At 63.3% G+C, this 23,513-nt stretch carries 22 protein-coding genes; 6 read left to right on the forward strand and 16 right to left on the reverse strand.

Going from position 1 to position 23,513, the window contains the following annotated elements; genetic code table 11:
- Positions 1-57: 57 nt before the first annotated feature.
- Entirely contained in the window at positions 58-330 is a 273-nt protein-coding gene (locus ACIPXZ_RS12230; RefSeq protein ID WP_400594590.1) for a DUF4229 domain-containing protein, read from the forward strand.
- 142 nt (positions 331-472) lie between these two features.
- On the opposite strand, the gene ACIPXZ_RS12235 is transcribed toward ACIPXZ_RS12230, so the two are convergent.
- Positions 473-1,105, reverse strand: coding sequence for a TetR/AcrR family transcriptional regulator (locus tag ACIPXZ_RS12235; protein ID WP_400594473.1), 633 nt, complete (start codon positions 1,103-1,105; stop codon positions 473-475).
- 477 nt (positions 1,106-1,582) lie between these two features.
- On the opposite strand from ACIPXZ_RS12235, the gene ACIPXZ_RS12240 reads away from it, so the two are divergent.
- Both ACIPXZ_RS12240 and ACIPXZ_RS12245 read left to right on the forward strand, forming a co-directional pair.
- A complete protein-coding gene (locus ACIPXZ_RS12240) occupies positions 1,583-2,146 on the forward strand; it encodes a hypothetical protein (protein ID WP_400594476.1) in 564 nt (187 codons plus the stop codon).
- 30 nt (positions 2,147-2,176) lie between these two features.
- Positions 2,177-2,488 carry a hypothetical protein gene (locus ACIPXZ_RS12245; protein ID WP_400594479.1) on the forward strand — a complete coding sequence of 104 codons (312 nt, stop codon included), beginning with the start codon at positions 2,177-2,179 and terminating at the stop codon, positions 2,486-2,488.
- Positions 2,489-2,827: 339 nt separating this feature from the next.
- On the opposite strand, the gene ACIPXZ_RS12250 is transcribed toward ACIPXZ_RS12245, so the two are convergent.
- The 3 genes from ACIPXZ_RS12250 to ACIPXZ_RS12260 are packed head-to-tail and all read right to left on the reverse strand — an operon-like array spanning position 2,828 to position 5,846.
- Complete coding sequence (locus tag ACIPXZ_RS12250; RefSeq protein ID WP_400594482.1) at positions 2,828-3,709, reverse strand: 1,4-dihydroxy-2-naphthoate polyprenyltransferase; 882 nt, start codon at positions 3,707-3,709, stop codon at positions 2,828-2,830.
- Positions 3,710-3,754: 45 nt separating this feature from the next.
- A complete protein-coding gene (locus ACIPXZ_RS12255) occupies positions 3,755-4,870 on the reverse strand; it encodes an AMP-binding protein (protein WP_400594485.1) in 1,116 nt (371 codons plus the stop codon).
- Positions 4,871-4,892: 22 nt separating this feature from the next.
- Positions 4,893-5,846, reverse strand: a complete 954-nt coding sequence (locus ACIPXZ_RS12260; RefSeq protein ID WP_400594488.1) for a 1,4-dihydroxy-2-naphthoyl-CoA synthase — start codon at positions 5,844-5,846, stop codon at positions 4,893-4,895.
- A 139-nt stretch (positions 5,847-5,985) separates the two neighbouring features.
- On the opposite strand from ACIPXZ_RS12260, the gene ACIPXZ_RS12265 reads away from it, so the two are divergent.
- The 3 genes from ACIPXZ_RS12265 to ACIPXZ_RS12275 all read left to right on the forward strand — a co-directional run bounded on the left by ACIPXZ_RS12265 (position 5,986) and on the right by ACIPXZ_RS12275 (position 9,862).
- Positions 5,986-7,416, forward strand: coding sequence for a choice-of-anchor A family protein (locus ACIPXZ_RS12265; RefSeq protein WP_400594491.1), 1,431 nt, complete (start codon positions 5,986-5,988; stop codon positions 7,414-7,416).
- 203 nt (positions 7,417-7,619) lie between these two features.
- Positions 7,620-9,092: an amino acid permease gene (locus tag ACIPXZ_RS12270; RefSeq protein WP_400594494.1), complete on the forward strand. Its 1,473-nt coding sequence runs from the start codon at positions 7,620-7,622 to the stop codon at positions 9,090-9,092.
- Positions 9,093-9,259: 167 nt separating this feature from the next.
- Positions 9,260-9,862 carry a GNAT family N-acetyltransferase gene (locus tag ACIPXZ_RS12275; RefSeq protein ID WP_400594497.1) on the forward strand — a complete coding sequence of 201 codons (603 nt, stop codon included), beginning with the start codon at positions 9,260-9,262 and terminating at the stop codon, positions 9,860-9,862.
- Between the two features lie 121 nt (positions 9,863-9,983).
- Here the strand turns inward: ACIPXZ_RS12275 and ACIPXZ_RS12280 are convergent, their stop codons facing one another.
- From ACIPXZ_RS12280 to ACIPXZ_RS12335, 12 genes are all read right to left on the reverse strand, one after another.
- Positions 9,984-12,197 (reverse strand): S9 family peptidase, encoded by a 2,214-nt coding sequence (locus tag ACIPXZ_RS12280; RefSeq protein WP_400594500.1) that lies wholly within the window; start codon positions 12,195-12,197, stop codon positions 9,984-9,986.
- 222 nt (positions 12,198-12,419) lie between these two features.
- Positions 12,420-13,454 (reverse strand): hypothetical protein, encoded by a 1,035-nt coding sequence (locus ACIPXZ_RS12285; protein ID WP_400594502.1) that lies wholly within the window; start codon positions 13,452-13,454, stop codon positions 12,420-12,422.
- Positions 13,447-14,673 carry an MFS transporter gene (locus ACIPXZ_RS12290; RefSeq protein WP_400594505.1) on the reverse strand — a complete coding sequence of 409 codons (1,227 nt, stop codon included), beginning with the start codon at positions 14,671-14,673 and terminating at the stop codon, positions 13,447-13,449. Before ACIPXZ_RS12290 ends, ACIPXZ_RS12285 begins: the two co-directional genes overlap by 8 nt.
- Entirely contained in the window at positions 14,666-15,760 is a 1,095-nt protein-coding gene (locus ACIPXZ_RS12295) for an acetyl-CoA carboxylase biotin carboxylase subunit family protein (RefSeq protein ID WP_400594508.1), read from the reverse strand. The genes ACIPXZ_RS12290 and ACIPXZ_RS12295 overlap by 8 nt, the downstream gene beginning before the upstream one ends.
- A complete protein-coding gene (locus ACIPXZ_RS12300) occupies positions 15,757-16,917 on the reverse strand; it encodes an acetyl-CoA carboxylase biotin carboxylase subunit family protein (protein ID WP_400594511.1) in 1,161 nt (386 codons plus the stop codon). The genes ACIPXZ_RS12295 and ACIPXZ_RS12300 overlap by 4 nt, the downstream gene beginning before the upstream one ends.
- Positions 16,918-17,424: a GNAT family N-acetyltransferase gene (locus ACIPXZ_RS12305; RefSeq protein WP_400594513.1), complete on the reverse strand. Its 507-nt coding sequence runs from the start codon at positions 17,422-17,424 to the stop codon at positions 16,918-16,920.
- Positions 17,390-18,145 (reverse strand): class I SAM-dependent methyltransferase, encoded by a 756-nt coding sequence (locus ACIPXZ_RS12310; RefSeq protein WP_400594516.1) that lies wholly within the window; start codon positions 18,143-18,145, stop codon positions 17,390-17,392. Before ACIPXZ_RS12310 ends, ACIPXZ_RS12305 begins: the two co-directional genes overlap by 35 nt.
- A complete protein-coding gene (locus tag ACIPXZ_RS12315; protein ID WP_400594518.1) occupies positions 18,138-18,647 on the reverse strand; it encodes a 3-isopropylmalate dehydratase in 510 nt (169 codons plus the stop codon). Before ACIPXZ_RS12315 ends, ACIPXZ_RS12310 begins: the two co-directional genes overlap by 8 nt.
- Positions 18,644-19,876 carry an aconitase family protein gene (locus tag ACIPXZ_RS12320; RefSeq protein ID WP_400594520.1) on the reverse strand — a complete coding sequence of 411 codons (1,233 nt, stop codon included), beginning with the start codon at positions 19,874-19,876 and terminating at the stop codon, positions 18,644-18,646. Before ACIPXZ_RS12320 ends, ACIPXZ_RS12315 begins: the two co-directional genes overlap by 4 nt.
- Positions 19,873-21,042, reverse strand: coding sequence for a hypothetical protein (locus ACIPXZ_RS12325; protein ID WP_400594523.1), 1,170 nt, complete (start codon positions 21,040-21,042; stop codon positions 19,873-19,875). Before ACIPXZ_RS12325 ends, ACIPXZ_RS12320 begins: the two co-directional genes overlap by 4 nt.
- The gene (locus tag ACIPXZ_RS12330) at positions 21,039-22,367 is read right to left on the reverse strand and encodes an LLM class flavin-dependent oxidoreductase (protein WP_400594524.1); all 1,329 of its coding nucleotides are present in this window, start codon (positions 22,365-22,367) and stop codon (positions 21,039-21,041) included. The genes ACIPXZ_RS12325 and ACIPXZ_RS12330 overlap by 4 nt, the downstream gene beginning before the upstream one ends.
- Positions 22,364-23,488 (reverse strand): isocitrate lyase/phosphoenolpyruvate mutase family protein, encoded by a 1,125-nt coding sequence (locus ACIPXZ_RS12335; RefSeq protein WP_400594526.1) that lies wholly within the window; start codon positions 23,486-23,488, stop codon positions 22,364-22,366. The genes ACIPXZ_RS12330 and ACIPXZ_RS12335 overlap by 4 nt, the downstream gene beginning before the upstream one ends.
- Between the last annotated feature and the right edge of the window lie 25 nt (positions 23,489-23,513).

Consider the following 23,513-nt stretch of genomic DNA (forward strand, 5'->3'; position numbering starts at 1 on the left):
GATCCAGCGGCCGGGGAAGTGCCCAGAATGGCCCGGTAGAATAGGACCGTGGCGAATATGAAGTACCTGTTGATCCGCTTGGCCCTTTTCGTGGTGGCCTTGGCCATCTGTCTGTGGGTGGGCACTGGCCTGGTTCTCGGTGCGATCTTCGCCGCCTTGATCTCCTTTGCTCTTGGGTATCTCTTCTTCACCCGGCAGCGGGACGACGCCGCGGTGCAGCTTGCGGGGACCTTCGCGGGGAAGGCCAAGCCCGGGCGTGCTGAGGAGGACGCAGCCGCGGAGGATGCCGCCCTGGACGGAACTCAGGCCTCGGAGAACGGGAAGGCCTGAAGCCTTCGTCCGCTCTGAACGTCACGGCGCCCTGAGTGCCGTCGCCTGACTTTGAGTACGACTGAACCCTGAATAGCGCGAAACCCCGGTGCCAGGAGTGCCGGGGTTTCGTCGTAGGGCCTGCCAGGGACGCCGTGGCGGCCTAGCTGTCGACCACCTGGGTCCAGAGCGCTGCCAGGACCGTGATCGATTCCTCATCGGGAAGGGCCATCCGGTCTTTCCGAAGCGCTGCGTGGAGGACTTCTTCGTTCATCGCGATCAGTGCCACTGCGGCTTGCCGGGCGCTGAGTCCGCTGGCCAGGGTTCGGCCCCCACGTTCCTTCTCGATCGTCTGGATGGTGCGCTGGATGCGGTACTCGCGCAGTTCCTCCATGACGCGACGGGCTTCCGGATAGCGGCACTGGGCCTGGAGCCCGGCGAGGACGATGTTCCGTCGTTGCAAGTAGACGGAATGATGCGCGGCGATCAGTTCCCGCCAGTGAGGGCCTGGCCGGCCCGCCAGACGGCGATGGGCAGCCATTCCGGCCTCTTCAGCCTGAGCGACAAGACGCTTCAGGAGTGCGACCAGGACTTCTTCTTTGGACGCGAAATAGAAATAGAAGCTCGGACGGGAGAGCCCGGCACCTTCAGCCAGATCGGCGATCGTCACCTCGTCGAAGCTCTGCTCCTGGAGAAGGCGTTCCAGAGTCTCAAAGAGCGCGGCTTCGCGGTCGTCACCGGAAGGCCGTGTGCCCCTTCGACGGCGATTCGCCCGGTCTTCTGCCCCAGAAATCACATCTCGGACCATAGCATCTATGAGATAAAGCCCCATGTCGACAAAATCAACACACCGTTGATTAAACGCACGGGCTGTTGAATAATCAATGGTAGGAGCACCTGGGGAGGAGGCTGCTAGGGCAAGCGTTGTAGGGCGAGGAGGCGCCCGTTAGATCCGCTGCCCGTTTTCCGCGGAGTCCGCGACAGACCCAAGGCCATAGGAGGGCCTCTGTCCGTACACCGCGTTCTGCTGCCATGCCGGAATTTCGTCCGGATGAGCCGGTTCATCGTTGTGCGCTCTCGCGCCGTTCCTCGATGACGTCTGCCGGTCACATGGTCACGCGCAAAGTTCTCTCCGGGCTGCCCAGATGCCGATTCATTCGCACTGAGGGGGAGACAGAAGACCGTGACTCGAGTACGTCCAGGCCGTGGTGCCTCGGACGCTGGCAAAGACGTTGACCGCCACCATGCGGCAGAACAAGAGAGATTTTCAACAATGAACCAAACATCGATGCAGCCGTCCGGAACCGGCACCAAGCAGATAACCCGCCGTACGGTGACCAGAGGAGCGGCGTGGTCGCTGCCCGTCATCGCGGCCACCATGGCCGCCCCGGCGGCAGTTGCTTCCGTTCCCCCGGCGCAGCAGAACGTGATCATCACGGCAGGCTGCTACGGCATCAACATCCTCGGCGTCGGCCAGTCCTTCCCGGAGTTCACCATCACGGCTGTCGGTGCGCCGATCCTCGCCGGTTCGACCTTCAACATCCAGGGCACCGGTCTGGGCAACCTGACCTTCGGCAACGCCAACGGTGCGGGCTTCCTCAACATCATCAACGGCACCACGGCCCAGTTCACCCTGAGCCAGGACATCCCTGCCGGGTCGTCGATCACCCTCCGCGTGACGGGCCTGCTCTCGGCCCAGGTGCTCCGCACCTACACGATGTCCGTGGGCAACGTCCTGGGCAATGCGAACAGCATCCACTCCGACGATTCCGCGGGAACCACTCTGCTGGGCGTCTCGGTGTTCGGGATCCTCGTCGGTTACTGCGGCCGCAGCTGACGCCGTCCAAGAACTTAGGAGAAACACAATATGAGCAGTTCAGATTTCACCCAGACCCGTGCCGACGAGATCGTCGCCGGCGTCAAGCAGAACAATGTCGCCACCTTCACCGGGGCCGTCGCCTTCGCACCTGAGGTCGAGCCCACCGGTGCAGCCGTGGCCAAGGTCCAGTTCCCGGCCGATTTCGCAATCGACGCGGCCACCTTCTCCGGCAACGGAACCGTCGGGCGGGTCTCCGCGACTGGTGGCGGTCAGCAGGCGCAGCTGGTGATCGTCAAGCAGGACGGGGCCTGGAAGCTCGACAGCACCGGGTCCTCGGACAACATCACCACCGCCCAGTAGCGGTTCTTGACCTGAGCGCACGGATTGCGCGGTCATGCACATGACCGCGTTCATCGGTGCGCTCAGGTCATTCTGCAGTTCACACGCTGACGGTGACGAACACCGGGAGAGTGGCCCGGGGGCTCCAGTGGGGGCGCCCCCGGGCCAGCTGCTCCGCTCCCGTCAGCCCGCCGTACGAAGAGGAAGACCGCGAAGCACACGATGAAAGTTTTTCTGAGCCTGACGGACCCGCTGAGTGGGGAGAACCGGCTTCTGGAGGCAGAGGATCCCGATTACCACGAAGCGCGGAAGCTGCTCATGCAGCAGGTGCTGGAAGCCCTCGAAGAGCGTCCTCGGACCTCAGATCCCGTGCTGAAGGATGACCGCAACGGCGAACAGTGCCGCGTAGCCCAGGTTGAGCATGCCGGTTTGCTGGAGCACCGGGATCAGCGCCTTGCCCGTACGCCCTGAGAGCATGAGCCAGCAGGGCAGCAGCGACGCCGGCACCAGCAGAAGGACCAACAGGAACCACGGGTTCTCCGGGGCGAGGACCGCCACCGAGAGGACGGCCACCGCGAGCATCAGCACGTAGGAACGCCGGGCCAGCCGGTCTCCGAGGCGCACCGCCAGCGTGTTCTTGCCGGCCGCCTTGTCCGTCGGGATGTCCCGGACGTTGTTGGCCATCAAGACTGCACAGGCGATGAGGCCCGTTCCCACCGCCCCGATGACGGCGGCCAGGCTGATCCGGCCTGCCTGTGTGTAGGTGGTGCCGAGCGTTGCCACCAGACCGAAGAAGACGAAGACGAACAGTTCGCCCAGGCCCTGGTAGCCGTAGGGGTTACGGCCGCCTGTGTACCCCCAGGCCGCCACGACCGCTCCCAGGCCGACAAGGATCATCCACCAGGTCTGCGTGATGAGGACGAGGCCCAGCCCCGCGAGCATGGCCAGGCCGTAGTTGATCAAGGCCGCCTTCAAGACGGCCTTGGGGCGCGCAGCCCCCGACCCCACCAGACGGAACGGTCCGACCCGGTCCTCGTCGGTTCCGCGGATGCCGTCCGAATAGTCGTTCGAGTAGTTCACGCCGATCTGCAGGAGAAGGGCCACGAGTGCGGCCAGGACCGCGTTGAGCAGGGTGAAGGCGTGGAGCTGATAGGCCGCCGCGCTGCCGATCACCACGGGTGCGATGGCGGCGGGAAGGGTGCGGGGGCGAGCCCCTTGGATCCACTGGGCGGCTGTAGCCACGATTACCTTTCGCTCGGGGATGTCGACGGCGCGGATGCGCTGAGCCTATTTTCCCCCATGTTCGGCCTCGAGTCGGGCAAGGATGGAACGCCGGTCGACTTTGCCGTTGGGCAGCAGGGGGAGAGCCGCCCACAGGGACAGCCGTCGTGGTCGCAGGACGCCGAACTCCGGGCGCAGAGCCTCCGAGAGAGCATCGGCGCTCCACGACGCCCCCGGCTCGATGACGACGGCGGCCGCCACGGCCTGGCCCCACTCCGCGGAGGGTATTCCGCCGACGAAGGCCTGCCGGACGCCGTCGAGCGTTTCGAGGGCACGCTGGACGTCGACGGCAGAGACTTTGCTGCCGCCGGAATTGATGACGTCGTCCACGCGGCCTGTGACGCGTAGCCGCCCGTCGTCGTCGAGTTCGCCCAGATCGCTCGTGCGGAAGAAGCGTTCATCCTCCAGCTCGACGAAGGACGCCGAGGTCGCCTCGGGATCGTCCAGGTAGCAGTCGGCGAGCGTCGGGCCGCCGAGGTGGATGCGCCCGTCCACCAGGCGCACCTCGACGCCGTCGAGCGGCCGGCCGTTGTAGACGCAGCCTCCAGAGGTCTCTGCGGAGCCATACGTGGTCACCACGTTCACGTTCAGTTCGCGTGCCTGGGCGAGCAACGCAGGTGCGACCGAGGCTCCGCCGAGGAGCACCGCGTCGAAACGGCGCAGCACTCGCAGCACGTCGTCAGAGGGTGCCTCCAGGAGCCGGGCCAGCTGTGTGGGCACGAGGGAGGTGAAGCGGATGGGGTCGCTCAGTTCGTCGGCGGCAGCCGCGAACGCATCGGGGCTGAACCCCTCCGAGAGATCCATCGCCCAGGGACGGGTGCCTGCGAAAAGCGATCGGACCAGCACCTGGACCCCGGCCACGTACTGCAGGGGCAGCGCCAGGAGCCACTGTCCTTCGCCGCGGAGTTCCACGGCCGTGGCCATGGAACTGGCGGCCAGCGCATCGACCGAGAGCACTACGGTCTTGGGCCTGCCGGTGGAACCGGAGGTGCGCACGACGACGGCTGCCTCCGGATGTTCCGGAAGGTTCACGGTGGTGATCTCGTCGCCGAATTCGACGGCGGGCCCCTCGCCCTGGAGAGCAGCGGCGAGCTGCTTCAGAACGGTGTCGAGGTTCTGCATGAGGCTGTTTCCCCTGGCCGGATCAGAAATAGTACGGGAAGTCGGACCAGTCGGGGTCCCTCTTTTCGAGGAAGGCTTGTTTGCCCTCCACCGCTTCGTCCGTCATGTAGGCCAGGCGGGTCGCCTCGCCGGCGAAGACCTGCTGGCCGGCCAGACCGTCGTCGGCCAGGTTGAAGGCGAACTTGAGCATGCGGATCGCCTGCGGCGACTGCCGGGCGATGTCCCGTGCGTAGCCGAGAGCCACGTTCTCCAGGTCCTCGTGCGGCACTGCTTCATTGACGGCGCCCATCCGGACCATGTCGTCCGCGGAGTACTCGCGGGCCAGGAAGAAGATCTCGCGGGCGTTCTTCTGCCCGATCTGGCGCGCGAGCAGGGCGGAACCGTAGCCCGCGTCGAAGCTTCCCACGGTGGCGTCCGTCTGTTTGAACTTTCCGTGTTCCTTGGAGGCGATGGTCAGATCCGCCACCACATGGAGGGAGTGGCCGCCGCCTGCGGCCCAGCCGTTGACGACCGCGACCACGACCTTGGGCATGGTGCGGATGAGCCGCTGGACTTCCAGGATGTGGAGGCGTCCTGCGCGGGCCGGATCCACGGTCTCGCTGGTCTCGCCCTCGGCGTACTTGTAGCCGTCGCGCCCTCGGATGCGCTGGTCGCCGCCGGAGCAGAAGGCATGGCCGCCGTCCTTGGAGGATGGGCCGTTGCCTGTGAGCAGTACAGTGGCCACTTTCGGTGTCATCCGGGCGTGGTCCAGGGCGCGGTACAGCTCGTCCACGGTGTGGGGGCGGAAGGCGTTGCGGACCTCGGGACGGTCGAAGGCGATGCGTACGCACGGCAGATCGCGGATGATCGAACCGTCCTCGTCCCGTTCCACTTGGCGGTGGTACGTCAGATCCGTGAAATCGAAGCCCTCCACCACGCGCCAGTGGCGCGGGTCGAAGGTGTCTGAGACGGCGGCGGGAAGGGCACTCTCGGTCATGGGTGAATCCTATGCCCGGCATCCGGCGCCCAAATAAACGATAGAATACTCTCAGTGACGTTGATGTCCATGACCTGTGATCATCGAGTCGGCGCACTGGGCGGTGCGCGACATTCTGCAAACCGAGGTTCCTTTCTCCGTGAATTCCACTTTGCGCCGCTTCGGCGCGCCCTCCCTCTCCCTCGCGGCCGGTGCGGTCGCGGTGTTCGCCGCTACGGCCATGGCCTTCCAGGCCGTTCCCGCTGCCCGGGCCGCCGCCGTAGACTGCGTGCCGAACCTCCCGGGCATCGAGGCGAACCCCGCGCCTGACGGTTACGACAACAGGCCCAATCTCTTCGTGAAGGGCGCCTTCACGGTCGTCCAGTCCGCGGCGGAGATGGAAGGCAAGGCCGTCGTGCTCGGGAATGCCGACATCGCCAAGGCCAATGGCATCTACAACGTGGGCACGGCCGGGGTCGGCTCCGGCCTCTGGCCCCAGCCTGGCACGGACCATCTCGTGGTGGGCGGCTCTTTGAGGGCTTCCTCCGGCGTGACGGTCGACGTCGGGGCGAACAACACGCCCGGCGGTGGTGCGGTCTCCGTGGGCGGTGACATCGAGGCTCCGAAGCTGACGAGTAACGGCGGCAAGATCACCTCCGGAGACAGCAGCTCGGCTGATTCCTTCCGTAACATGCCGGGGCGCATCGTCTCCACCTCGGCCTCCTACGCCGCTCTGCCGACCACCGGTCGCGTCTCGGTCACAAGCTGGGGCCTGGATCTGCTCGGCGACGGGGTTTCGGCCACCCAGGTGTTCACGGTCGACGGCGCGGTGCTCGGCACCGCCGTCAGGTCCCTTGAGGTCAAGAACGTTCCGGCCGGCGCGCGGGTCATCGTCAACGTCACCGGCGGCCCGAAGGTCACCCTCGGCCTCAACGCCCTCCTGGTCAATGGGACACCCGTCCCGATCAGCAGCAGCGCCTTCGGTGAACTCGCGGGACACATTCTCTGGAACTACACGGAAGCATCCGATGTCCACGTGACCGGGTCTGCCCAGGTCCCGGGATCCATGCTGGTCCCTGTCGGGAGCGGTACCACCACGATCGACGTCCCCGGTTACAACGGCAGGGTCTACGTCAATGGTGACTTCGTCCATGGGGGAAGCGGTTCAGAGGTTCACGCGTACCCCTTCCCCGATGAGCTGACCGGATGCACCGTGGATCCTCAGCCGACCCCGACCCCGACCCGACCGGACGTCCCGCAGACTCCTATCCCGACGGGGACCACGACGTCTCCGGTTCCGACGGAGAGTGTGACGTCTCCGGTTCCGACGGGGACTGTGACGTCTCCGGTTCCGACGGAGAGTGTGACGTCTCCGGTACCGACGGGGACTGCGACGTCGGCCGGGCCGAGTGTCTCCGGTACGACGAGCGCCCCAGCCGGAACGCTGGCGGCCACGACATCCTCCGGCGGTGACCTGGCGGTCACGGGTGCCTCCAGCGCCCTGCTCCCCACCGCCTTGGCCGCGGTCGGGCTCCTTGCACTCGGCGGGGTGACGCTTCTTGCGGGCTTCCGCCGCAACGGACGGCACTGACCCAGGCGACTTCGACCTGCGCGAAAGTCCAGTCGCGATTCTGAAGCAATCGTCAAATGTTGCGGACTCAGTGAAGGGTCACATTCAGCTGTCGAATCCCGTCGAATATTTCCCCAGTACAAGCCCGAGGGCACTTGTGATGTGCGACTCAATATCTTGTTAGTCAAATCACGTTCGGAGAATGGTCCGTACACTTGTCTACCGTGTCAGAAACTACGAAGCAGGAGAGCGCCCCCGGCCAGGCCAGCAGCCAGGCCAGCGGCGCCGCACATCAAACAGCCCTCAGCGCCGAGGGATACAGCAAATCCCTGAGCCGTCGCCATGTCACCATGATCGCGATGGGTGGCGCCATCGGCGTCGGCCTCTTCATGGGAGCCGGTGGCCGGCTCCACTCCACCGGTCCCGCACTGGTCTTCTCGTACGCCATCGCCGGCGTGATCGCCTACTTCCTGATGCGGGCGCTGGGCGAGCTGATCATGTACCGCCAGACCTCCGGGTCTTTCGTCTCCTACGCCGGCGAACTCTTCGGCTCCAAGGGTGCCTACCTCTCCGGCTGGATGTACTTCCTCAACTGGGGCATGACCGGCATCGCCGAGCTGATCGCGATCGGCCTCTACTTCCAGTACTTCTTCCCGAACGTCCCGGTGGAGATCTCCGCCATCGCAGCGCTGGTGCTGTTGGTGGCCGTGAACCTGCTGTCCGTGAAGGCTTTCGGAGAGTTCGAGTTCTGGGCATCGGTTCTGAAGGTCGGTGCGATCCTGATCTTCCTCGTGGTGGGCACCGTTCTGGTGGTCATGAACGCGCAGGTCGGCCCGGGACACGCCAGCCCGGCCAATCTCTTCGCCGGTGAAGGCGGAATGTTCCCGCACGGCGTGCTCGTCATGGTCCTCGTGCTCAACGCCGTGATCTTCGCCTACAACGCGATCGAGCTCGTCGGCATCACCGCGGGCGAGATGGAGAACCCCGAGCGTGAGGTCCCCAAGGCGATCCGCGCCGTCGTCGTGCGCATCGTGGTGTTCTACGTCGGTTCCGTGACCCTGCTGGCCATGCTCCTGCCGAGCGATCAGTACAAGGCCGGCACCAGCCCGTTCGTCACCGTGTTCGGCCAGATGGGCCTGCCGTGGATGGGCGACGCGATGAACTTCATCGTCATCACCGCGGCCCTGTCCTCCTGCAACTCCGGCCTGTACTCGATCGGCCGCATCTTCCGCACCATGGCCAACAACGGTCATGCCCCCAAGTGGCTGACCAAGATGTCCTCGCGGCACATCCCGTACGCTGCCATTCTGGCCATCGGCGGTTTCTACCTGGTGGGGATCATCCTCAACGTCTGGCTCGGCGGCTCCCACGCCTTCGATCTGGCACTGAACACCGCGTCGATCGGCGTGATCTTCACGTGGGGCTCCATCTTCGCCTGTCAGATCATGCTGCGGAAGAAGAGGGGCAAGGTCTCCAGCCTTCCCATGCCCGGCTCACCGTGGACCAGCTGGGTGGGGCTCGTGGCCCTGCTGGCGATCACCGTGCTGATCGGCTTCGACACCTCCACCTCCTCTGACGGAAGCGTCTTCTACCTGGGTGCCTGGACGCTGGCGACCGTGCCGTTCTTCGCCGTGATCCTGTGGCTCGGATGGCTCAAGGTGCGCAACAACAAGCCGAAGAACCAGCTCTTCAGCTGAGCACTGTGGCTTCCCTCGCTCCAGGGATTGCGTGCTCAGTTGTGGCGGGAAGTTTCGCTTCCAGGCCGCCGCAACTGAGCACGCAAGGGGGATGGGGGGCCGCCCGGATGAACACTCGTTGAATCACTGGGCCGGACGCTTGGAATATGGGTCGATCCGGCCGCACAATGTTCCTCGTGCAAAAACTTGATCCTGTCACCCTGCACGGGAAATACGTCACCCTGGAGCCTCTGGAGCGCAGCCATGAGGCCGAACTGATCGACGCCGTCCAGGACGGTGAGCTCTGGAGCCTCTGGTACACCTCCGTGCCCCGTCCTGAGGGCATGGCCGCCGACATCGAACGGCGGCTGGCGCTCCAGGACAAGGGCAGCATGCTCCCGTTCGTCACCCGGCTGAACTCCACGGGAGAACTGCTGGGCATGACGACGTTCATGAACATCGATCACGAGCTTCCGCGGCTCGAGATCGGCTCCACCTGGAACCGGCGTTCCGCGCAGGGCACTGGGACCAACCCGGACTCCAAGTACCTGCTGCTGCGGCACGCCTTCGAGACGGTGGGCTGTGTGGCAGTGGAGTTCCGTACCAATTGGATGAACCATCAGTCCCGCGAGGCCATCGCCCGTCTCGGTGCCAAACAGGACGGCGTTCTCAGGAGTCAGGCACTGACGTCCGAAGGCGTCCTCCGGGACACCGTGGTGTTCTCGATCCTGGCAGGGGAGTGGCCCGCCGTGAAACGCAATCTGGAGTTCCGGCTGGGCAAGGCCCGCTGATTCCAGCCCTTTCCCACGCGAGAAGTCAGTTGAGCACAGTGTTCCCGTCTGGGACTGTGCTCAGCTGACTTCTCGCGTCAGGTGGGGATGCCGTGAGGGTTCGGCCGGGCGACGGACCGGCCTAGCGAAGACCGGCCCCGGGGAGCAGTTCCCGGGCGCCGAGTGCATCCGCGACGAAGGCGTAGTCCCAGGCGCGCTCTCGCCACTGCACATAGCGCCCGGACGCCCCACCGTGGCCGCCGTCCATTTCGATCTTCAGGACCACAGGCTCCGTGCTCGTGGTGGTCTCCCTCAGAGCCTGGACCCATTTGGCAGGCTCCACGTAGAGGACGCGCGTGTCATTGAAGGAGGTCACAGCGGCGATCTTCGGGTACGGCACCGGACGGATGTTCTCGTACGGGGTGTACGACTTCATGCAGGCGTACACCTGAGGATCTGTGATCGGGTTGCCCCATTCCTCCCATTCGAGAGCGGACAGCGGCAGCTCGGGATCCAGGATGGTGGTCAGGGCGTCCACGAACGGGACCTGCGCGATGATCGCCGCGTACTTTTCCGGAGCGAGGTTCGCGACGGCACCCATCAGCAGGCCGCCGGCTGAACCGCCCAGCGCAGCCACCCGCGTCGGGTCCACCCAGCCGGACTTCACGAGGTGGTCCGTCGCGGCGACGAAGTCCGTGAAGGTGTTCTTCTTGGCGAGCTTCTTGCCGTCTTCGTACCACTGACGGCCGAGCTCTCCGCCCCCGCGGATATGAGCGATCACGAACACGACCCCACGGTCCAGAAGGGACAGCCGTGCGACGCCGAAGCCGGGATCCATGCTGACTTCGTAGGACCCGTAGCCGTAGACGAGCCCCGGATTGCCGCCGCCCGCTTGGACCGAGCGGTGCCGCAGCACGGACAGAGGAATGCGTGCGCCGTCCGAAGCTGTGGCCCACTCCCGGGTGGCCACGTAGTCGCCCGGATCGTACCCGCCCAGCACGGGTTGCTCGCGGCGCAGCAGCAGCTCGCCGATGGGCCGTTCAGGGGCGGGAAGCACGAAGTCGTACAGCCGCGTGGGCGTGAAGAAGCTCGTGTACTCCAGCCGCACCGACGGCGCGCGGTAGTCGGCCGCGCTCAGGTATGAAGTGAAGAGTTCCTCCTGGAAGGCGGGTTCCAGGACCGCCTCCTGATCCGGAGTGCCGAGGCCCCGGCGGGGCAGGAACTGCACCCGCTCCAAGGTGTCCTTGCGGACCGAGAGGACCAGGAAATCGCGCAGCACCGCGACGCCGTTGACCCTGACCTCGTCCGAGTGCGGGACCAGGGTCAGCCAGTCCTGCGTGTCCAAGGGCTTGGCCAGTTCTGCCCACGCCACGAACGAGAGCATCGAATTAGGGGCCGCCAGATTGTGGGTGAGAAGCACTCCGTCCACCGGACCGGCAGCCGCGGACGGCGTGAGCTGGAACGGCTCGGCCTCGTACAGCACCCGGGCATCCCGGGAGATCACGGTCCGGAGCCCGGCCCCGGGGTCGGCGAAGTCCAGAAGCCGCACCTCGCTGTACTCGGAGCAGGAGATGCCCACCACGAGGTGCGTCCGCTGGGAGGAGAGCTCGAAGCCGAGCCACAGGCCGGCGTCGTCCTCCTGGTAGAGGAGCTCGTCCTGATCCACCGGGGTTCCGAGCGTGTGGACGCGGATCTGATACGGACGCCAAGAGTCGTCGACCACCGTGTAGAAGAGCCGGCTGCCATCGGGGGAGAAGGCCAGCCCGTAGAAGGCACCCTCGATCACGTCCGGCAACAGACCGCCGTCGCGCAGGTCCTTGAAGCGGACGGTGAAACGTTCATCGCCCGAGTTGTCCACGGCGTAGGCGTAGAGATTCCCGTCCTGGGTGACGGCCGTTCCGCCCACCGAGAAGAACGGCTGACCCTCGGCTTCGGCGTTGCCGTCCAGCAACAGCTGTTCACCGGGGAGCCCGACGCCGGCCTCCACCACCGGGGGAGTCCAATCGGCCAGCGGATCACTGGAGTCCGTGGCGGCCACCCGGCAGTAGACGGGGTAGTTCTGCCCCTCGATGGTGCGGGCGAAATACCACCATTCATCCTTGCGCTGCGGGACGGAGAGGTCCGTCTCCTGGGTGCGGCCCTTGATCTCCTGGAAGATGGCTTCCCGGAGCGGTTCCTGCCCGGCAGTGACGGCCTCCTGATAGGCGTTTTCGGCCTTCAGATGGTCCACCACCTCTGAGTTCTCTTTCTCCCGGAGCCATTCGTAATCGTCCACGAAAGTGTCGCCGTGGTGGGTCCTGCTGGCGGGGACCTTCCGTGCGCGAGGGGGCTGAGGAAGCTGCGGTGACGCGGTCATGCCTCCAGCCTAGTGGGAGGGTGCGGGTTGCTGTCGTGTGAGGTGCTTGCTGTTGCAAACAGGGCTTCAGTGAAGGACGCCTGAGGGCTTCTTTGGCGGATCTTGTCTCCCGCTTGGCAGGCTCTGCACCGTGTACTGCTGTTCTCCACAGAGCGTGGAATTCGCCGTTGTCCGGCACCCCGAGGACATCTTTGTGTGCAGGCTTCCCCGACGGACAGAAGGTCATCGATCGGTCAATAGCGCTGAGAGCCGGTCCAGCAGTAGGGGATCGAACACCTTGCGCATGTGGGCGAACTGGCCGTATTCGGAGGTCGCCATGCCCTGGCTGTATTCGATGCCCGCCGCATTCAGGGCAGCGGAAAGCTCGGCCCGTAGGGGGAACAATGCGCTCAGGTCGAGCTCCGGGATCAGGAATGGCCGTACGGGGCGGACTTCGCCGCCCAACAAACGGCTCGCGGATGCCACTTCGGACCAGTACCCCAGCATCTTCGCTCCGCCGAGAAGGACCGGTGCTCCGAAGATGGCCAGCGACGCGAGGTTGCTGGCGTTATCAAAAACGAGGCTCTGTGCCCGCCCGGCCGGTACCAACCGCCCCTCTGGATTCGGCTTCCGTCCGTGGGCCCGTCGCAGCATGTGATCGAAAGCAGGATTCCGGTCGCCGAGTTCTCTCACGAATTCCAAGACCAGGTCCAGCGGGATATAGCAGGTGCGCTCCGGCAGAGCGAGGCCGGCGGCGCGTTCAATGCTTGCCATAAGGAGCATCAAGGATCGTGACAGGTCGCTCCCCACGCGGGCGCGCTTCGCCGCAGAGGCATCGGTTCCTGAAAAGTCCAGCGGGTCGAGTTCAAGCGTCGGCAAGGTGCAGAGCACGGTGTGCTTTCGCTTCTTGTTCCGGCTGAAGATTTTGGTGACCTGGAGTTGGTTGTCGACGTCAAGCGTCCACCAAGCGTAGGGACGCCACCCGAGATCACTCATGTTTGTGTGGGTGAGCACCACTCTGATGTGGTGTACCTCCGGCAAGAAACCTTGCATGGCTGCGGCCGCCCAGCCGACCCGCATCCGCTGGCCGAACACGTTCGGGCTGGCGTGCGGCGTGCTGAGCACGATCTTCGATGCGCTGCGAGCGGCGGCCAGAGTTGCATCATCCAAACCAAGACACTCAAGGGCATCAGCTGAATCCTCAGAAGATCCGCGCACCAGGTCGGTGCGACGAGTCTTCAGCCAGTCGATGAACTCATGCCGCAGGTTCTCAGGCACTCGCAAACCTCCTCCAGGTGGGACTGCAACTGAACGCGATCGAAACCGCGATCAGGAAGAGTGCCAGCACCATCCACGCCGCGTAGACGCCGCTCAGCTGAGCCAAAATGCCAGCGCCCAGGGAGAACACCGCCTTGGCAAGGCCTACTCCGGCATTCCGCACCGCCATGTACCTACCGATCTGGCCATCGGGGGCGAGTTGGTTGGTCGCTATCTGCATGCCGACCACGTGCGAGGTGATCGTCAGGGAGACAACGGCGATGATCCCGGCGGCCGCGACGGGGGACCAGTTCGGCACCAGCAGTAAACACAACATGCCGCTGACCACGAGGGCATAGCGTTGCACGGTCCTGCGGACCCGGGGCGAGATGCCGATCAGCACACCGGCGAGGATGCCGCCGAGCATGGCCGCGATATCCAGTACGGAGTAGTAAGGTGCGGAGCCGGGAACCAGTGCGTTCGCGTACGACGGCAATAGGGCGGTGATGTATTGCAGCGCACCGCTGCTGGGGATCGACACCAGGAGCACGAGCATCAGCAGCCGTCGTCCGTCCCGCTTGGCCGGACTGGATCCGGCCTCTGCGAGCTCGGAATCAACGGCCGACGACGGTGGTGACTTTGGACCGGACTCCGGGCCCGTCGCCTCCTGGACAGTTGGCTGGTAACGCCTGAGCGCTCGAATGAGCAGGACGCTGGCAGCGTAGAGCGCACTTGCTACAGCGAAGCACCACGCGGCGCCGACCAGGGCGAGCAACAGCCCGGACAGACCGCTGCCGACGACGCCTCCGATAATGGTCGTCGATGATATCCGTCCCTGGACTGCGGGAAGGTCCTGCCGCCCGACGATCAGCCGAAGAGCTCTGGCCAGCGCGCTCTTGTTGGCCAACTTTGCGATACTCAAGACGGCCTGAGAGGCGCAGAACAGGCCAACCAAGTACTCGGCCCGTAGCTCGGCCGACACGGCAACTGCGAGGATCAAGGAGAATCCGACGCATACCCAGTTGGTCCGGCCCAGATTCTTGATCGCAGAGCCCCGATCAAAGGCGAGACGAAGCGCGACGCCGGCGACCACTCCGGGAAGGAAGGCAAAAGCGTTCACGACGCCGACCATCGAGGCGCTGCCGGTGAGATGCAGGGTGGTCCACATCAGGGCGACGAGCTGGACGGCCTCCGCAACCGCACCCAGCGCGGCAAAGCTGGTCAGCGCCCACTTATGCACCTCGCCCGCCTCCTGAGAGCAGCTTCGAATAGCGAGTCCAGGACTCCTGGTCCAAGCCCTCGCAGATCAGGGCGTATGCAAAGCTGCACGAGTCGGCCGGCAGGTCCTCGGGCGGCGAGTTACCCGGGTCAGCTCCGCGTACACCCGGCAACTGCTCCGCCTGCGCCACGGCGATCGGAATCCCATGACCTTTTGCCCTCCTGGCCATGATCAGTCCCGCCTTCGGTGGTGCAGTGCGTTTGGGTCCGAAGCCTCCCACGTCCCGTCCCGATTGGGAGGCGATGTGAGCGCCCCAGAGGTCTGCATCCAGGAGATATTCAAGCATCGCGGCGATGCCGCCTCCTCCCGGTCGCAGACCGAATTCGCCGAACACGAAGCCGTCGGGCGACTCAAGAAATTCCATATGAAAAACACCGGACGGCTGACGAATTTCCGCCGCGATTTGGCTGGACAGCTCAACGAGCTGACGGGCCGTTTCCCCCTCCTCCAGAAGCATGGAGGTGCGCGAGCCGGTTGTCGCGAGAAACACCGGTCGATCATAGACCGATGGTATGCACCAGAGTACTTTGCCGTCGGAGAACACTCCGTCGACGTGATACTCGGCAGTAACGATGACTTCTTCTTCGATGAGGCGCAGCGCCTCCGAGCGTTGAGCCGGTCCACCATTCGTCGGCTTCACTCCACGGGCTGCCGACTCGTCGAGCGGTTTGCTGAAAAAGTCGCCATGCCGCGGGCGTTGGGGGTCGCTGGAGAGCCAGAAACGTGGCATGCGAACTTTTCCGCGAAGGGAGTCACGCATCAGCCACTTGTTTGTTGCGATCATGGCTGCCTCGATGGATGGGCCCGGCAAGCCATATCGCGCCCGGGCCAGCGCTGCCAGGACCAAGGTCGATTCGGATGTCGCTATCACTGCGGCAAAGTGATTCTCGGACATGGCACGATCCGTCTGTGCGAAGAATCCCCGGAGCGCTCCCGACTGCTTCTCCGGGTCTTCCATCCAGACTGCAGCCGGAGTATCGCAATCACGTTCGAGAGCCCGCAACAGTGCTGGCTTGCGCGAGCCGATCATCAGCAGTGCGGTGCTCAACTCGGTACCCCTTCAGCTGCCCGGGTCAGTTCCCCGAGCCGATGCACGACCTCTGGATGGTCGTCGCCACGAAGTATCGCGTAACCCCAACGTCCGTAGGCTCCAGCGCGTCCCCTGTCGGCCGATGGATACTCACCCTTGAGTATCTGGTGCTCCTGAAACAATTGTGCTTCAGTCTTCGTCGAGTGCTCTGTACGCAGTAAATAGGTGTAGCCGAAAACCCCATTGATAGGAGTGGCCACCGCGGTCTCGGGCATGAGACCGAGTGCCAGCTCGACCTCTGCACGATACAGATTCCGCCCGAAGGTGAGATCGAGAACCTCAGGCACGAATGCACCGGCAACTCGGATGGCGGCCTCACTGAAGAAATACCCGCCGTCCGGCCGTCTGAAGATCTCGACATGCACCACCGCGTCCGGGGCTTCGAGCTGCGTCAGTGTTTCCGTCACAAAACTGATCGCAGCCTGCTCGGCGACGTCTTCGGCGCCAGCCAGAGGTACGCCTCCGACAGCCTGGCCCTGCACCCAGGTGATCGGTGGATTGGTGTAGGCGGACACCGCAGACCACCTGAAGGAGCCTTTCGACCAGACGCCGTCGACGTGCCATTCGTCTCCGGAAATGTAGCTTTCCGCGAGAAATCGAGTCGATCCACGAGAACTGAACTCTGCACGGAACGAGTCATATTCGGCCTCCGAAGCGACAATTCGTGTGGCGACGGATCCGAAGCCGTCAGCGGGTTTGAGGACGAATTTGTCCCCGACGCGAGCCACCGCCTGTGAGTATTCGGAGTGAAAGATGTCAAGCTCTTCGCAGCGTGCTCGCGGAGTTGCAGGGGCCAGTGCGTCCTTCTGAACTTTCTTGTCCCGGAATCGAAGTACCGTTGCTGAGGACGCTCCGGCTGGATGCCGGTACCGACGTCTCAGCTGATGGCATGTCGACACCCCCTGCTCATGCGCGGTGACGACTGCACTGGGCATGAACCCTTCGAGCCCCCCGAGCGCAGCCGTCACCATATCTATCGAGGCGATGTCGTCGACCATCAGGTGACGGTGCTTCTCGAGTCCTGGCTTCTGATGATCGGCAATCACAAGGACGTCTCCGAACTCGGCTGCGGCTTCCACCAGCCCTTCTCGAAATCCGAGCACCACGATGGTCATTCAGAGTTCCTTTCCGTACAAACGGTGGTCGTTGCCGAACGCGCGCAGATCCGAGTATCCGCGCTTCATGAAAAACGCGAGGTTCGACTGGAGCGACATGCGCAGCGCAATGACCATGCGGGGACGTCCATGCCTCATCGCAAGCGCCTCGCATTCGTGGACAAGACGCGAGCCGATGCCCTTGCCCTGCTTGTCTGGACGAACAGCAAGAGCATCGAAGGTGTACCCGAGCGGGTCGCTTTCATGCCGTACCGCGCCGAGCAATTGGTTAGAGGCGTCCGTCCTTGCCAAATCGCATGACACCCCGCCGAATGCGAGCAGCCAATTCGCGACGCCGTCGCTGACGTTCTCGACAGTCCAACGCGAGGCGGTGGGTGTGAAGTCAGCCTCGAACGGTGCGTACACCTGCCCTAGCAATTGAACGATCAAGCCTGCCTCGTTCGGGTTGGCGGACCTAATCGAGATCTGGTCCTCATCGGACTTTGGTGATGAAAAGTTCTGTGACATAGTTCAGCCGGATTTCACCGTTCCGTTCGGCGGCCTGAGTCAGGTCTTTCACGTGCTGGATGAATTCGCCTCCAGTCCTTTCGATCGCGCGTTGGGCTTGAGTCGAAGATCTCGACATTGTCTCGAAGGAAGCGCCAGGCATCACATCAACCCATTCGAAGCGAAATTGCTGCTGGGTTGCGGCAATCGGCGCAGTTTCCGTGGCGACATCGATTGCTCGATAGTCCCGTCGGTACCCCGGACTGAACTCCTCAAGGAGATCCTCGTAGTCGGCAGCCAGACCCGGGATCGAGTAGTTTCGGTTGTTTTGTAGTACCGCTAGTACTCCTTGTCGGGAACTGAGAGCCGACCCGGCATTCGTTACGAAGCTGGGCCGATCCATCCACTGATATGCCTGGGCCGCGATCACCAAGTCAAGATTGTCACGGCCTGCAAGCCACGGCTCGACCGGTTCGACGGCCCAGTTGACCTTAGGGAACTTAGCTCGACCTACCGCCACCATGTCGTTCGAGATGTCCACGGCGTCCACCGTGCTATCCGCAGACAGTAAAGGCAGCAAGCCCTCCAGGGCGATCCCGGTTCCTGCCCCCGCATCGGCGACTGCAACAGCCCTCTCAGGGAGCAAGGAGACGAGTCGTCGGAAAGCGGCCTCGGGATATCTGGGGCGTGCTCGGTCGTAGTCCTGGGCCAGGCCGTCAAATGGCCGCCGTTCCTCAGACATTGCTGGTCACCTCGTCCCGAAGTCGGCTCTGCAGTCCCTGTAGCAGCCCCCCGGCTGCCCGCATTCGAATCAGGAAGTCCGGGGGTGCCGGGAAATCCCGCTGCCATCCGCTCTCCGCCTGCACTCGGCCGGATTCGATGTCGATCTCGATTCTGTCACCCTCGTGCAGCCCCTCGGTATCGATTTCGATCGCGGGCAATGCGAGGTTCCAGCAGTTTCGGAAGAGTATCCTGCCGAATTGCGGCGCCAGGACCAGATCGATGCCGTTGGCGAGCAATGTCGTCACTGCCTGCTCTCGCGAGCTCCCGATCCCGAAGGTCGAATCTGAAACGATCACGTCGCCGGGCTGAATGGTCTGCTGAAACCCTGGCAGGAAGCTCTCAAAGAGATGCGGGGCGAGTTTCTGCGGATCAGTGTGCATGTGTTTGTAACGCGCCGGAATGATGTCATCGGTCGAGATGACGCCGGTGAGGAAACGGACGCGGTAGGTCTGAAAACTCATAACAACTCCTCCAAGGACGGGAATCTTCCGGATACCGCTGCCGTTGCGACGACTCGCGGTGAAGCGAGAAATATCTCCGCTTCCGGAGTTCCCATCCTGCCTTTGAAGTTCCGGTTCATGGTTGAAAGCACCCGGTCCCCGCGGGCCGGCAGTGGCCCTTGGGTTCCGACGCAGGCACCGCATCCTGGCGGGGTGACCAATACACCGGCGGCAAGCAGGGTCTGAATATGGCCTTCATCCATGGCACGCAGGTAGATGTTCCGGGACCCCGGCGTGACCACGAAATTCACATCCTGATGGACCTGACGGCCCGCCATCACCCGAGCTGCCTCCCGAATGTCGTCCAAACGGCCGCTGGTGCAGGTGCCCAAGAAGGCATAGTCGACCGTCAAACCTGCAAACTCACTGAGGCCACCGGTATTGGCTGGAAGGTGTGGTGCTGAAACCACCGGTTGCATGGTCGAGAGGTCGATCTTGATCCGTTCGACGCCCGCGGCGGTGCCCGCCGGCACCGCGCCGTCGGGTCGAGCGACGAAGACACATTTGGCCCCCAGCTCGACGCCAAGACTGGCCAGACTGGCCGCCTCATCGGTGCCGAGCGCCTGTGCCCAATCACCAGCGAACTCGACGGATTTATAGAGGAACGGTGCCTGACCGTACTCCTTCAGAATGGTGAGCATCACATCACGTGCGGCGACTGCTTCGTGCGGCTGTGATGTCAGTTCCACGACAATCGTGGGGGGAACTCTCAGCCAGGTGCTCCCGGACACCATGGCGTGAGTGATGTCAGAGGCGCCCATCCCTAAGCCCAGGGCTCCGAAAGCACCACCTACGCAGGTGTGGGAGTCCGAACCGAGCACAAGCGAGCCTGGTTCGAACCAGCCTTGTTCGGCGGCGATCACGTGGCTGATACCAGCACCGCGTCGCTGGATATCGACGCCCAGTTCCACTGCGAAAGTGTGTGCCTCAGCCATCCGGTCGGCCATATCGGTCTGCGCCACCAGGACCGAGTGGTCGAAGACGAAACTGACCCGGGAGGGGGACCGGGCGCCGGAGAATCCGAACTTCTTGTAGAGTTCAGCGATGGTTGGGGCGTTACCGTCCTGGACATATATCCGATCCGGCACCACTGCCACGATCTGCCCTGGGGTTACCTGGGCGGGCGACTCAAGATGTGATGCGATGACCTGTTCAACCAGCGGCTGCCCAGCGACAAGCTGGCTGCTCACAGTGCTTCAGCCCGAACGAACTGCTTTCCCATGTCCACGACTTCACCGGGTTCAAGAGCCCGACCGTGAGTGACGGCGAAGGATCGCGCCTCCTCGAGAATCCGATCCAGGTCGAAATTCTCCGGATTCAGTTCGTGTTGTTCAAGCACGTGTGCCACCACGCCGCGGCCTGAATGTTTGCCCACCAGGAGTTGCCGTTCGCCTCCTACCAACTCCGGTGAGTAGGGCTCAAATGTCGAGGTGTCGCGGAGCATTCCGGTGGTGTGAATGCCGGACTCATGAGCGAAGACATTCGTACCGACCACGGGCTGCCACGGGCTGGTCGGGAAGCGGCACGCGTCGGATACCGTCCGTGCGACCTCAGTCAGCTTTTCCGTCTTGATCCCGAGATCCACGTTGTGCCACTGCCGAAGAGCCATCACTACTTGCGCGAAATCTGCCATCCCGGCGCGTTCACCGATACCGTTCACCGTGACATGGAAGTAGCGCGCTCCGCCTTCGAGCGCGGCCAGTACGTTCGCTGTGCCGAGCCCGAAGTCGTTGTGGCAGTGTGCCTGGAGATCGATGTCGGTGACCGACGCCACTGCGGCGACCCGATCGCGGTATTGCTGAGGTGAGAGGATCCCGATCGTATCTGAGAGCCTCAAACGATCAGCTCCGGCCTCGGCCACAGCCACGGCATACTCCTGGAGAAACTCGATGTCGGTACGGCCGATGTCCTCGGCACTGATACTGACGAACTTGCCCTGGTCCTTGGCGAACTTGACCATGTCCTTGGCCGTGGACATCAGCCAGGCGCGGTCCTTTCTGACCGAGTTTTTCAAGTGAACCGACGAAGTGGGCAGGCCGATGTGCACCGCAGAAAAGCCCAGGTCGATGCTCCTCTGCACGTCCTCGCGTACGCCCCTGTTCCAACCGATCAGAGTCACGTCATCGGGTGCCTCATCAAGCATGAGCTGCAAGGCGCGCACTTCGTCACCCCCCATTGCCGGGATGCCCGGCTCGATCCAGCGCACACCGGCGTCGATCAGAGCCCGGAAAATAGCAAGCTTCTCCTCTACGGAGAAAGCGACTCCTGGAGTCTGCTCGCCGTCGCGCAGAGTGGTGTCCTCGAGAATGATGTCGTTACGCAATGCTGTATTTCCCTTCAGATGGAAGAACTTCATGAAGCAAAGCTGGAGGCGGGTCGGGGCAATGTAAGCCGCTCCCGCAAGGTCCCGGTTCTGCCGGTCGACGGGCTGAGGCCTCGTGCGGTGAGCCGCGGGACGATGTGCTCGATGAACTCGTCGAGTCCGCCTGGCAAAGTCGCAGGCATGATGTTGAAACCGTCTACGGCACCGGCATCGAACCAGTCCTGGATGGTGGAAACAACCCCGTCGTAGGAGTCGGTGATGGTGGCATGACCTCTTGACGTGGAGATCCATTGGAAAAGCTGCCGAATAGTCAAGCTTTCGCGCTGCGCCCGGTCGAGAATCAACCGCTGACGACTCCGGTTGCCGTTGCCAAGCGGCACCTCGGGGAGCGGGCCATCCGGATCTGCATTGTGAAGATCCACCCCACCGAGGAGATCAGAGAGCATCGACAGACCGAGCTCTTCCGGCACCATCTCTTCCAGTTCGCGGCGGGAATCGATTGCAGCCTTCTTGTCGGGTCCGGTGTAAATGGTGAGGCCGGGGAGTATCAAAGGGCTCGCTGACCCGTTGCGATGTCGCTGCACCCGTTCGTCGAGGTCCGCCGCGAAGGTGAGCGCTGCTTCGATGTCGGGTTGGGCGGTGAAGATAGCATCCGCGGTGCGCGCCGCCAGCTCCTTTCCTGCCACCGAGGAACCGGCTTGGAAAAGCACAGGATGTCCCTGAACAGGACGCGGCACATTCAACTCGCCTTCGATGTCGAAATGCTCTCCCTTGAACCGAGTGACGTGGCGCCGGGTGGGATCGTAGTAACGAACGGTCGCCCGATCAGCGAGAACCGCGTCGTCGTCCCAGGTGTCCCACAACGAGCGGACCACATCGATGAACTCCTCCGCGCGCTCGTAACGGATCTGATGCGGGGGATGTTCCTTGAAGCCGAAATTCCGGCCTGCGGCGACTTTCGACGTGGTGACCAGATTCCACCCGATACGCCCTGAACTCAGCAGATCCAGGCCCGCCATTGTCCGGGCAACGTTGTACGGCTCGTTGTACGTTGTTGAGGCGGTCACGACGAATCCGAGACGCTCTGTGTGCGGGATCAGGGCGGCCGTCAGTGTGGTGGGCTCAAAGAACACCACACGGCCTCCCTGACCTACGGCATCGTCGTTGAACACTGCAGGCGCGTCCGAGAGGAACATGAAGTCGAATACACTCTGGTCCGCAGTCTTGGCCATTCGCTGATAATGCGGCAGCGACCGTGACGAATTAGCGTCGGTACTCGGGTGGATCCAGGAAGCTGCGTGATGCCCGGTGCCGTAGGACAGATAGGCGCCGAGCACCATTTGTTCGCGCCGCCTCATCGAGAGGTGCCTCCAACGCTCAACGCCAGGAGGTCTTCAACCGGGGCGCAGAACGGCTCGGCCGCTTCCAAAGTGGCGCCAGTGAGGATGGCAGTGCTGACTTGCGCCATTGCGCGCACCGACGCTCGAAGCATGTGATTTGCATAGATCACGATCCTGAAACCGGCTTCCCTCAGCTCCTCATCGGTGACAGAGGGATATGTCGTGGGCACTGCAATGAGCGGTATGTCCGGGTGCGTTTCACGTAAGCGTCGGCCCACATCGAGGACCTCTCGCGGATCGCGTGCCTTGCTGTGTACCAGTAAGGCGTCTGCGCCTGCCGCGACAAACGCCGCCGCTCGCTGGAGCACCTCTTCAACAGGAAGTCCGACTATCAACCCTTCCAGACGGGCGACAATCATGAATTGTGGGTGCGCCTTGGCCTCAACGCCCTTCTGGATCTTCCGTGCGAAGTCGTCCTGGTCCGCCAGGACATGAACGGAACTGTCGGCAAGCAGCGAGTTCTGCTTGGTGCCGACCTTGTCTTCGATGACGATCGCAGAGATGCCAGAACGTTCGGTTCTCCTCACCGTGTCCATGAACTGCTCCACGGTACCGCCGGTGTCTCCGTCCATGATCATCGGCAATGCCGAGACGGCAAGGATTTCACGGGCAAAGACCACCCGTTCATACATCGAAACGATCTCCTGGTCCGGGAGCCCGCGGAGCGAGGAATCTGTGAGTGAGCTGGACCATAGTCCGTCGAATCCGGCTTCGGGATGAGTTTCGGACCTCGATGTCTCAATCACCATCGCAGCGAGAGGGCTGTGACATTCCATGAACCGAAGTAGTCGAGGGCTCTCATCCAGCAACTCTCGAAGTCCCATAGAATAGCGTGCCAACCGCGCCTGAACCATCTTCGCTCCTTCATGCCCCAATTCGATGGATACGGTAATTAGTCCATTCCTTCTCGATATGTCATGAGTCACAGTAGCACTTAATCTGGCGCGCCGGTCAAGGCCGCTCGTTAGAGTGCTCGACCCCGTTTGATGCGTCATAAGTCCCTGGATTTCGGGAAAAACGGGGCCTATTCGATGCTGAAGAGTGTCGCGCGGGCTGATGCATCGGGCTCCCGAGCTCATGGCTCGTATGGTCGCCGCGTGTGGT

It is taken from the genome of Arthrobacter sp. NPDC090010 (assembly GCF_044748305.1).
Lineage (GTDB): Bacteria > Actinomycetota > Actinomycetes > Actinomycetales > Micrococcaceae > Arthrobacter_E.

What these genes read in the sequence shown, in the direction of transcription:
- ACIPXZ_RS12230 (WP_400594590.1), top strand. Translation starts at nt 58, where the DNA reads ATGAAGTACCTGTTGATCCGCTTGGCCCTTTTCGTGGTGGCCTTGGCC.
- ACIPXZ_RS12240 (WP_400594476.1), top strand. Translation starts at nt 1,583, where the DNA reads ATGAACCAAACATCGATGCAGCCGTCCGGAACCGGCACCAAGCAGATA.
- ACIPXZ_RS12245 (WP_400594479.1), top strand. Translation starts at nt 2,177, where the DNA reads ATGAGCAGTTCAGATTTCACCCAGACCCGTGCCGACGAGATCGTCGCC.
- ACIPXZ_RS12255 (WP_400594485.1), bottom strand. Translation starts at nt 4,870, where the DNA reads ATGCAGAACCTCGACACCGTTCTGAAGCAGCTCGCCGCTGCTCTCCAG.
- ACIPXZ_RS12260 (WP_400594488.1), bottom strand. Translation starts at nt 5,846, where the DNA reads ATGACCGAGAGTGCCCTTCCCGCCGCCGTCTCAGACACCTTCGACCCG.
- ACIPXZ_RS12275 (WP_400594497.1), top strand. Translation starts at nt 9,260, where the DNA reads ATGTTCCTCGTGCAAAAACTTGATCCTGTCACCCTGCACGGGAAATAC.
- ACIPXZ_RS12280 (WP_400594500.1), bottom strand. Translation starts at nt 12,197, where the DNA reads ATGACCGCGTCACCGCAGCTTCCTCAGCCCCCTCGCGCACGGAAGGTC.
- ACIPXZ_RS12300 (WP_400594511.1), bottom strand. Translation starts at nt 16,917, where the DNA reads ATGACCATCGTGGTGCTCGGATTTCGAGAAGGGCTGGTGGAAGCCGCA.
- ACIPXZ_RS12305 (WP_400594513.1), bottom strand. Translation starts at nt 17,424, where the DNA reads ATGTCACAGAACTTTTCATCACCAAAGTCCGATGAGGACCAGATCTCG.
- ACIPXZ_RS12310 (WP_400594516.1), bottom strand. Translation starts at nt 18,145, where the DNA reads ATGTCTGAGGAACGGCGGCCATTTGACGGCCTGGCCCAGGACTACGAC.
- ACIPXZ_RS12315 (WP_400594518.1), bottom strand. Translation starts at nt 18,647, where the DNA reads ATGAGTTTTCAGACCTACCGCGTCCGTTTCCTCACCGGCGTCATCTCG.
- ACIPXZ_RS12325 (WP_400594523.1), bottom strand. Translation starts at nt 21,042, where the DNA reads ATGAAGTTCTTCCATCTGAAGGGAAATACAGCATTGCGTAACGACATC.
- ACIPXZ_RS12330 (WP_400594524.1), bottom strand. Translation starts at nt 22,367, where the DNA reads ATGAGGCGGCGCGAACAAATGGTGCTCGGCGCCTATCTGTCCTACGGC.
- ACIPXZ_RS12335 (WP_400594526.1), bottom strand. Translation starts at nt 23,488, where the DNA reads ATGAGCTCGGGAGCCCGATGCATCAGCCCGCGCGACACTCTTCAGCAT.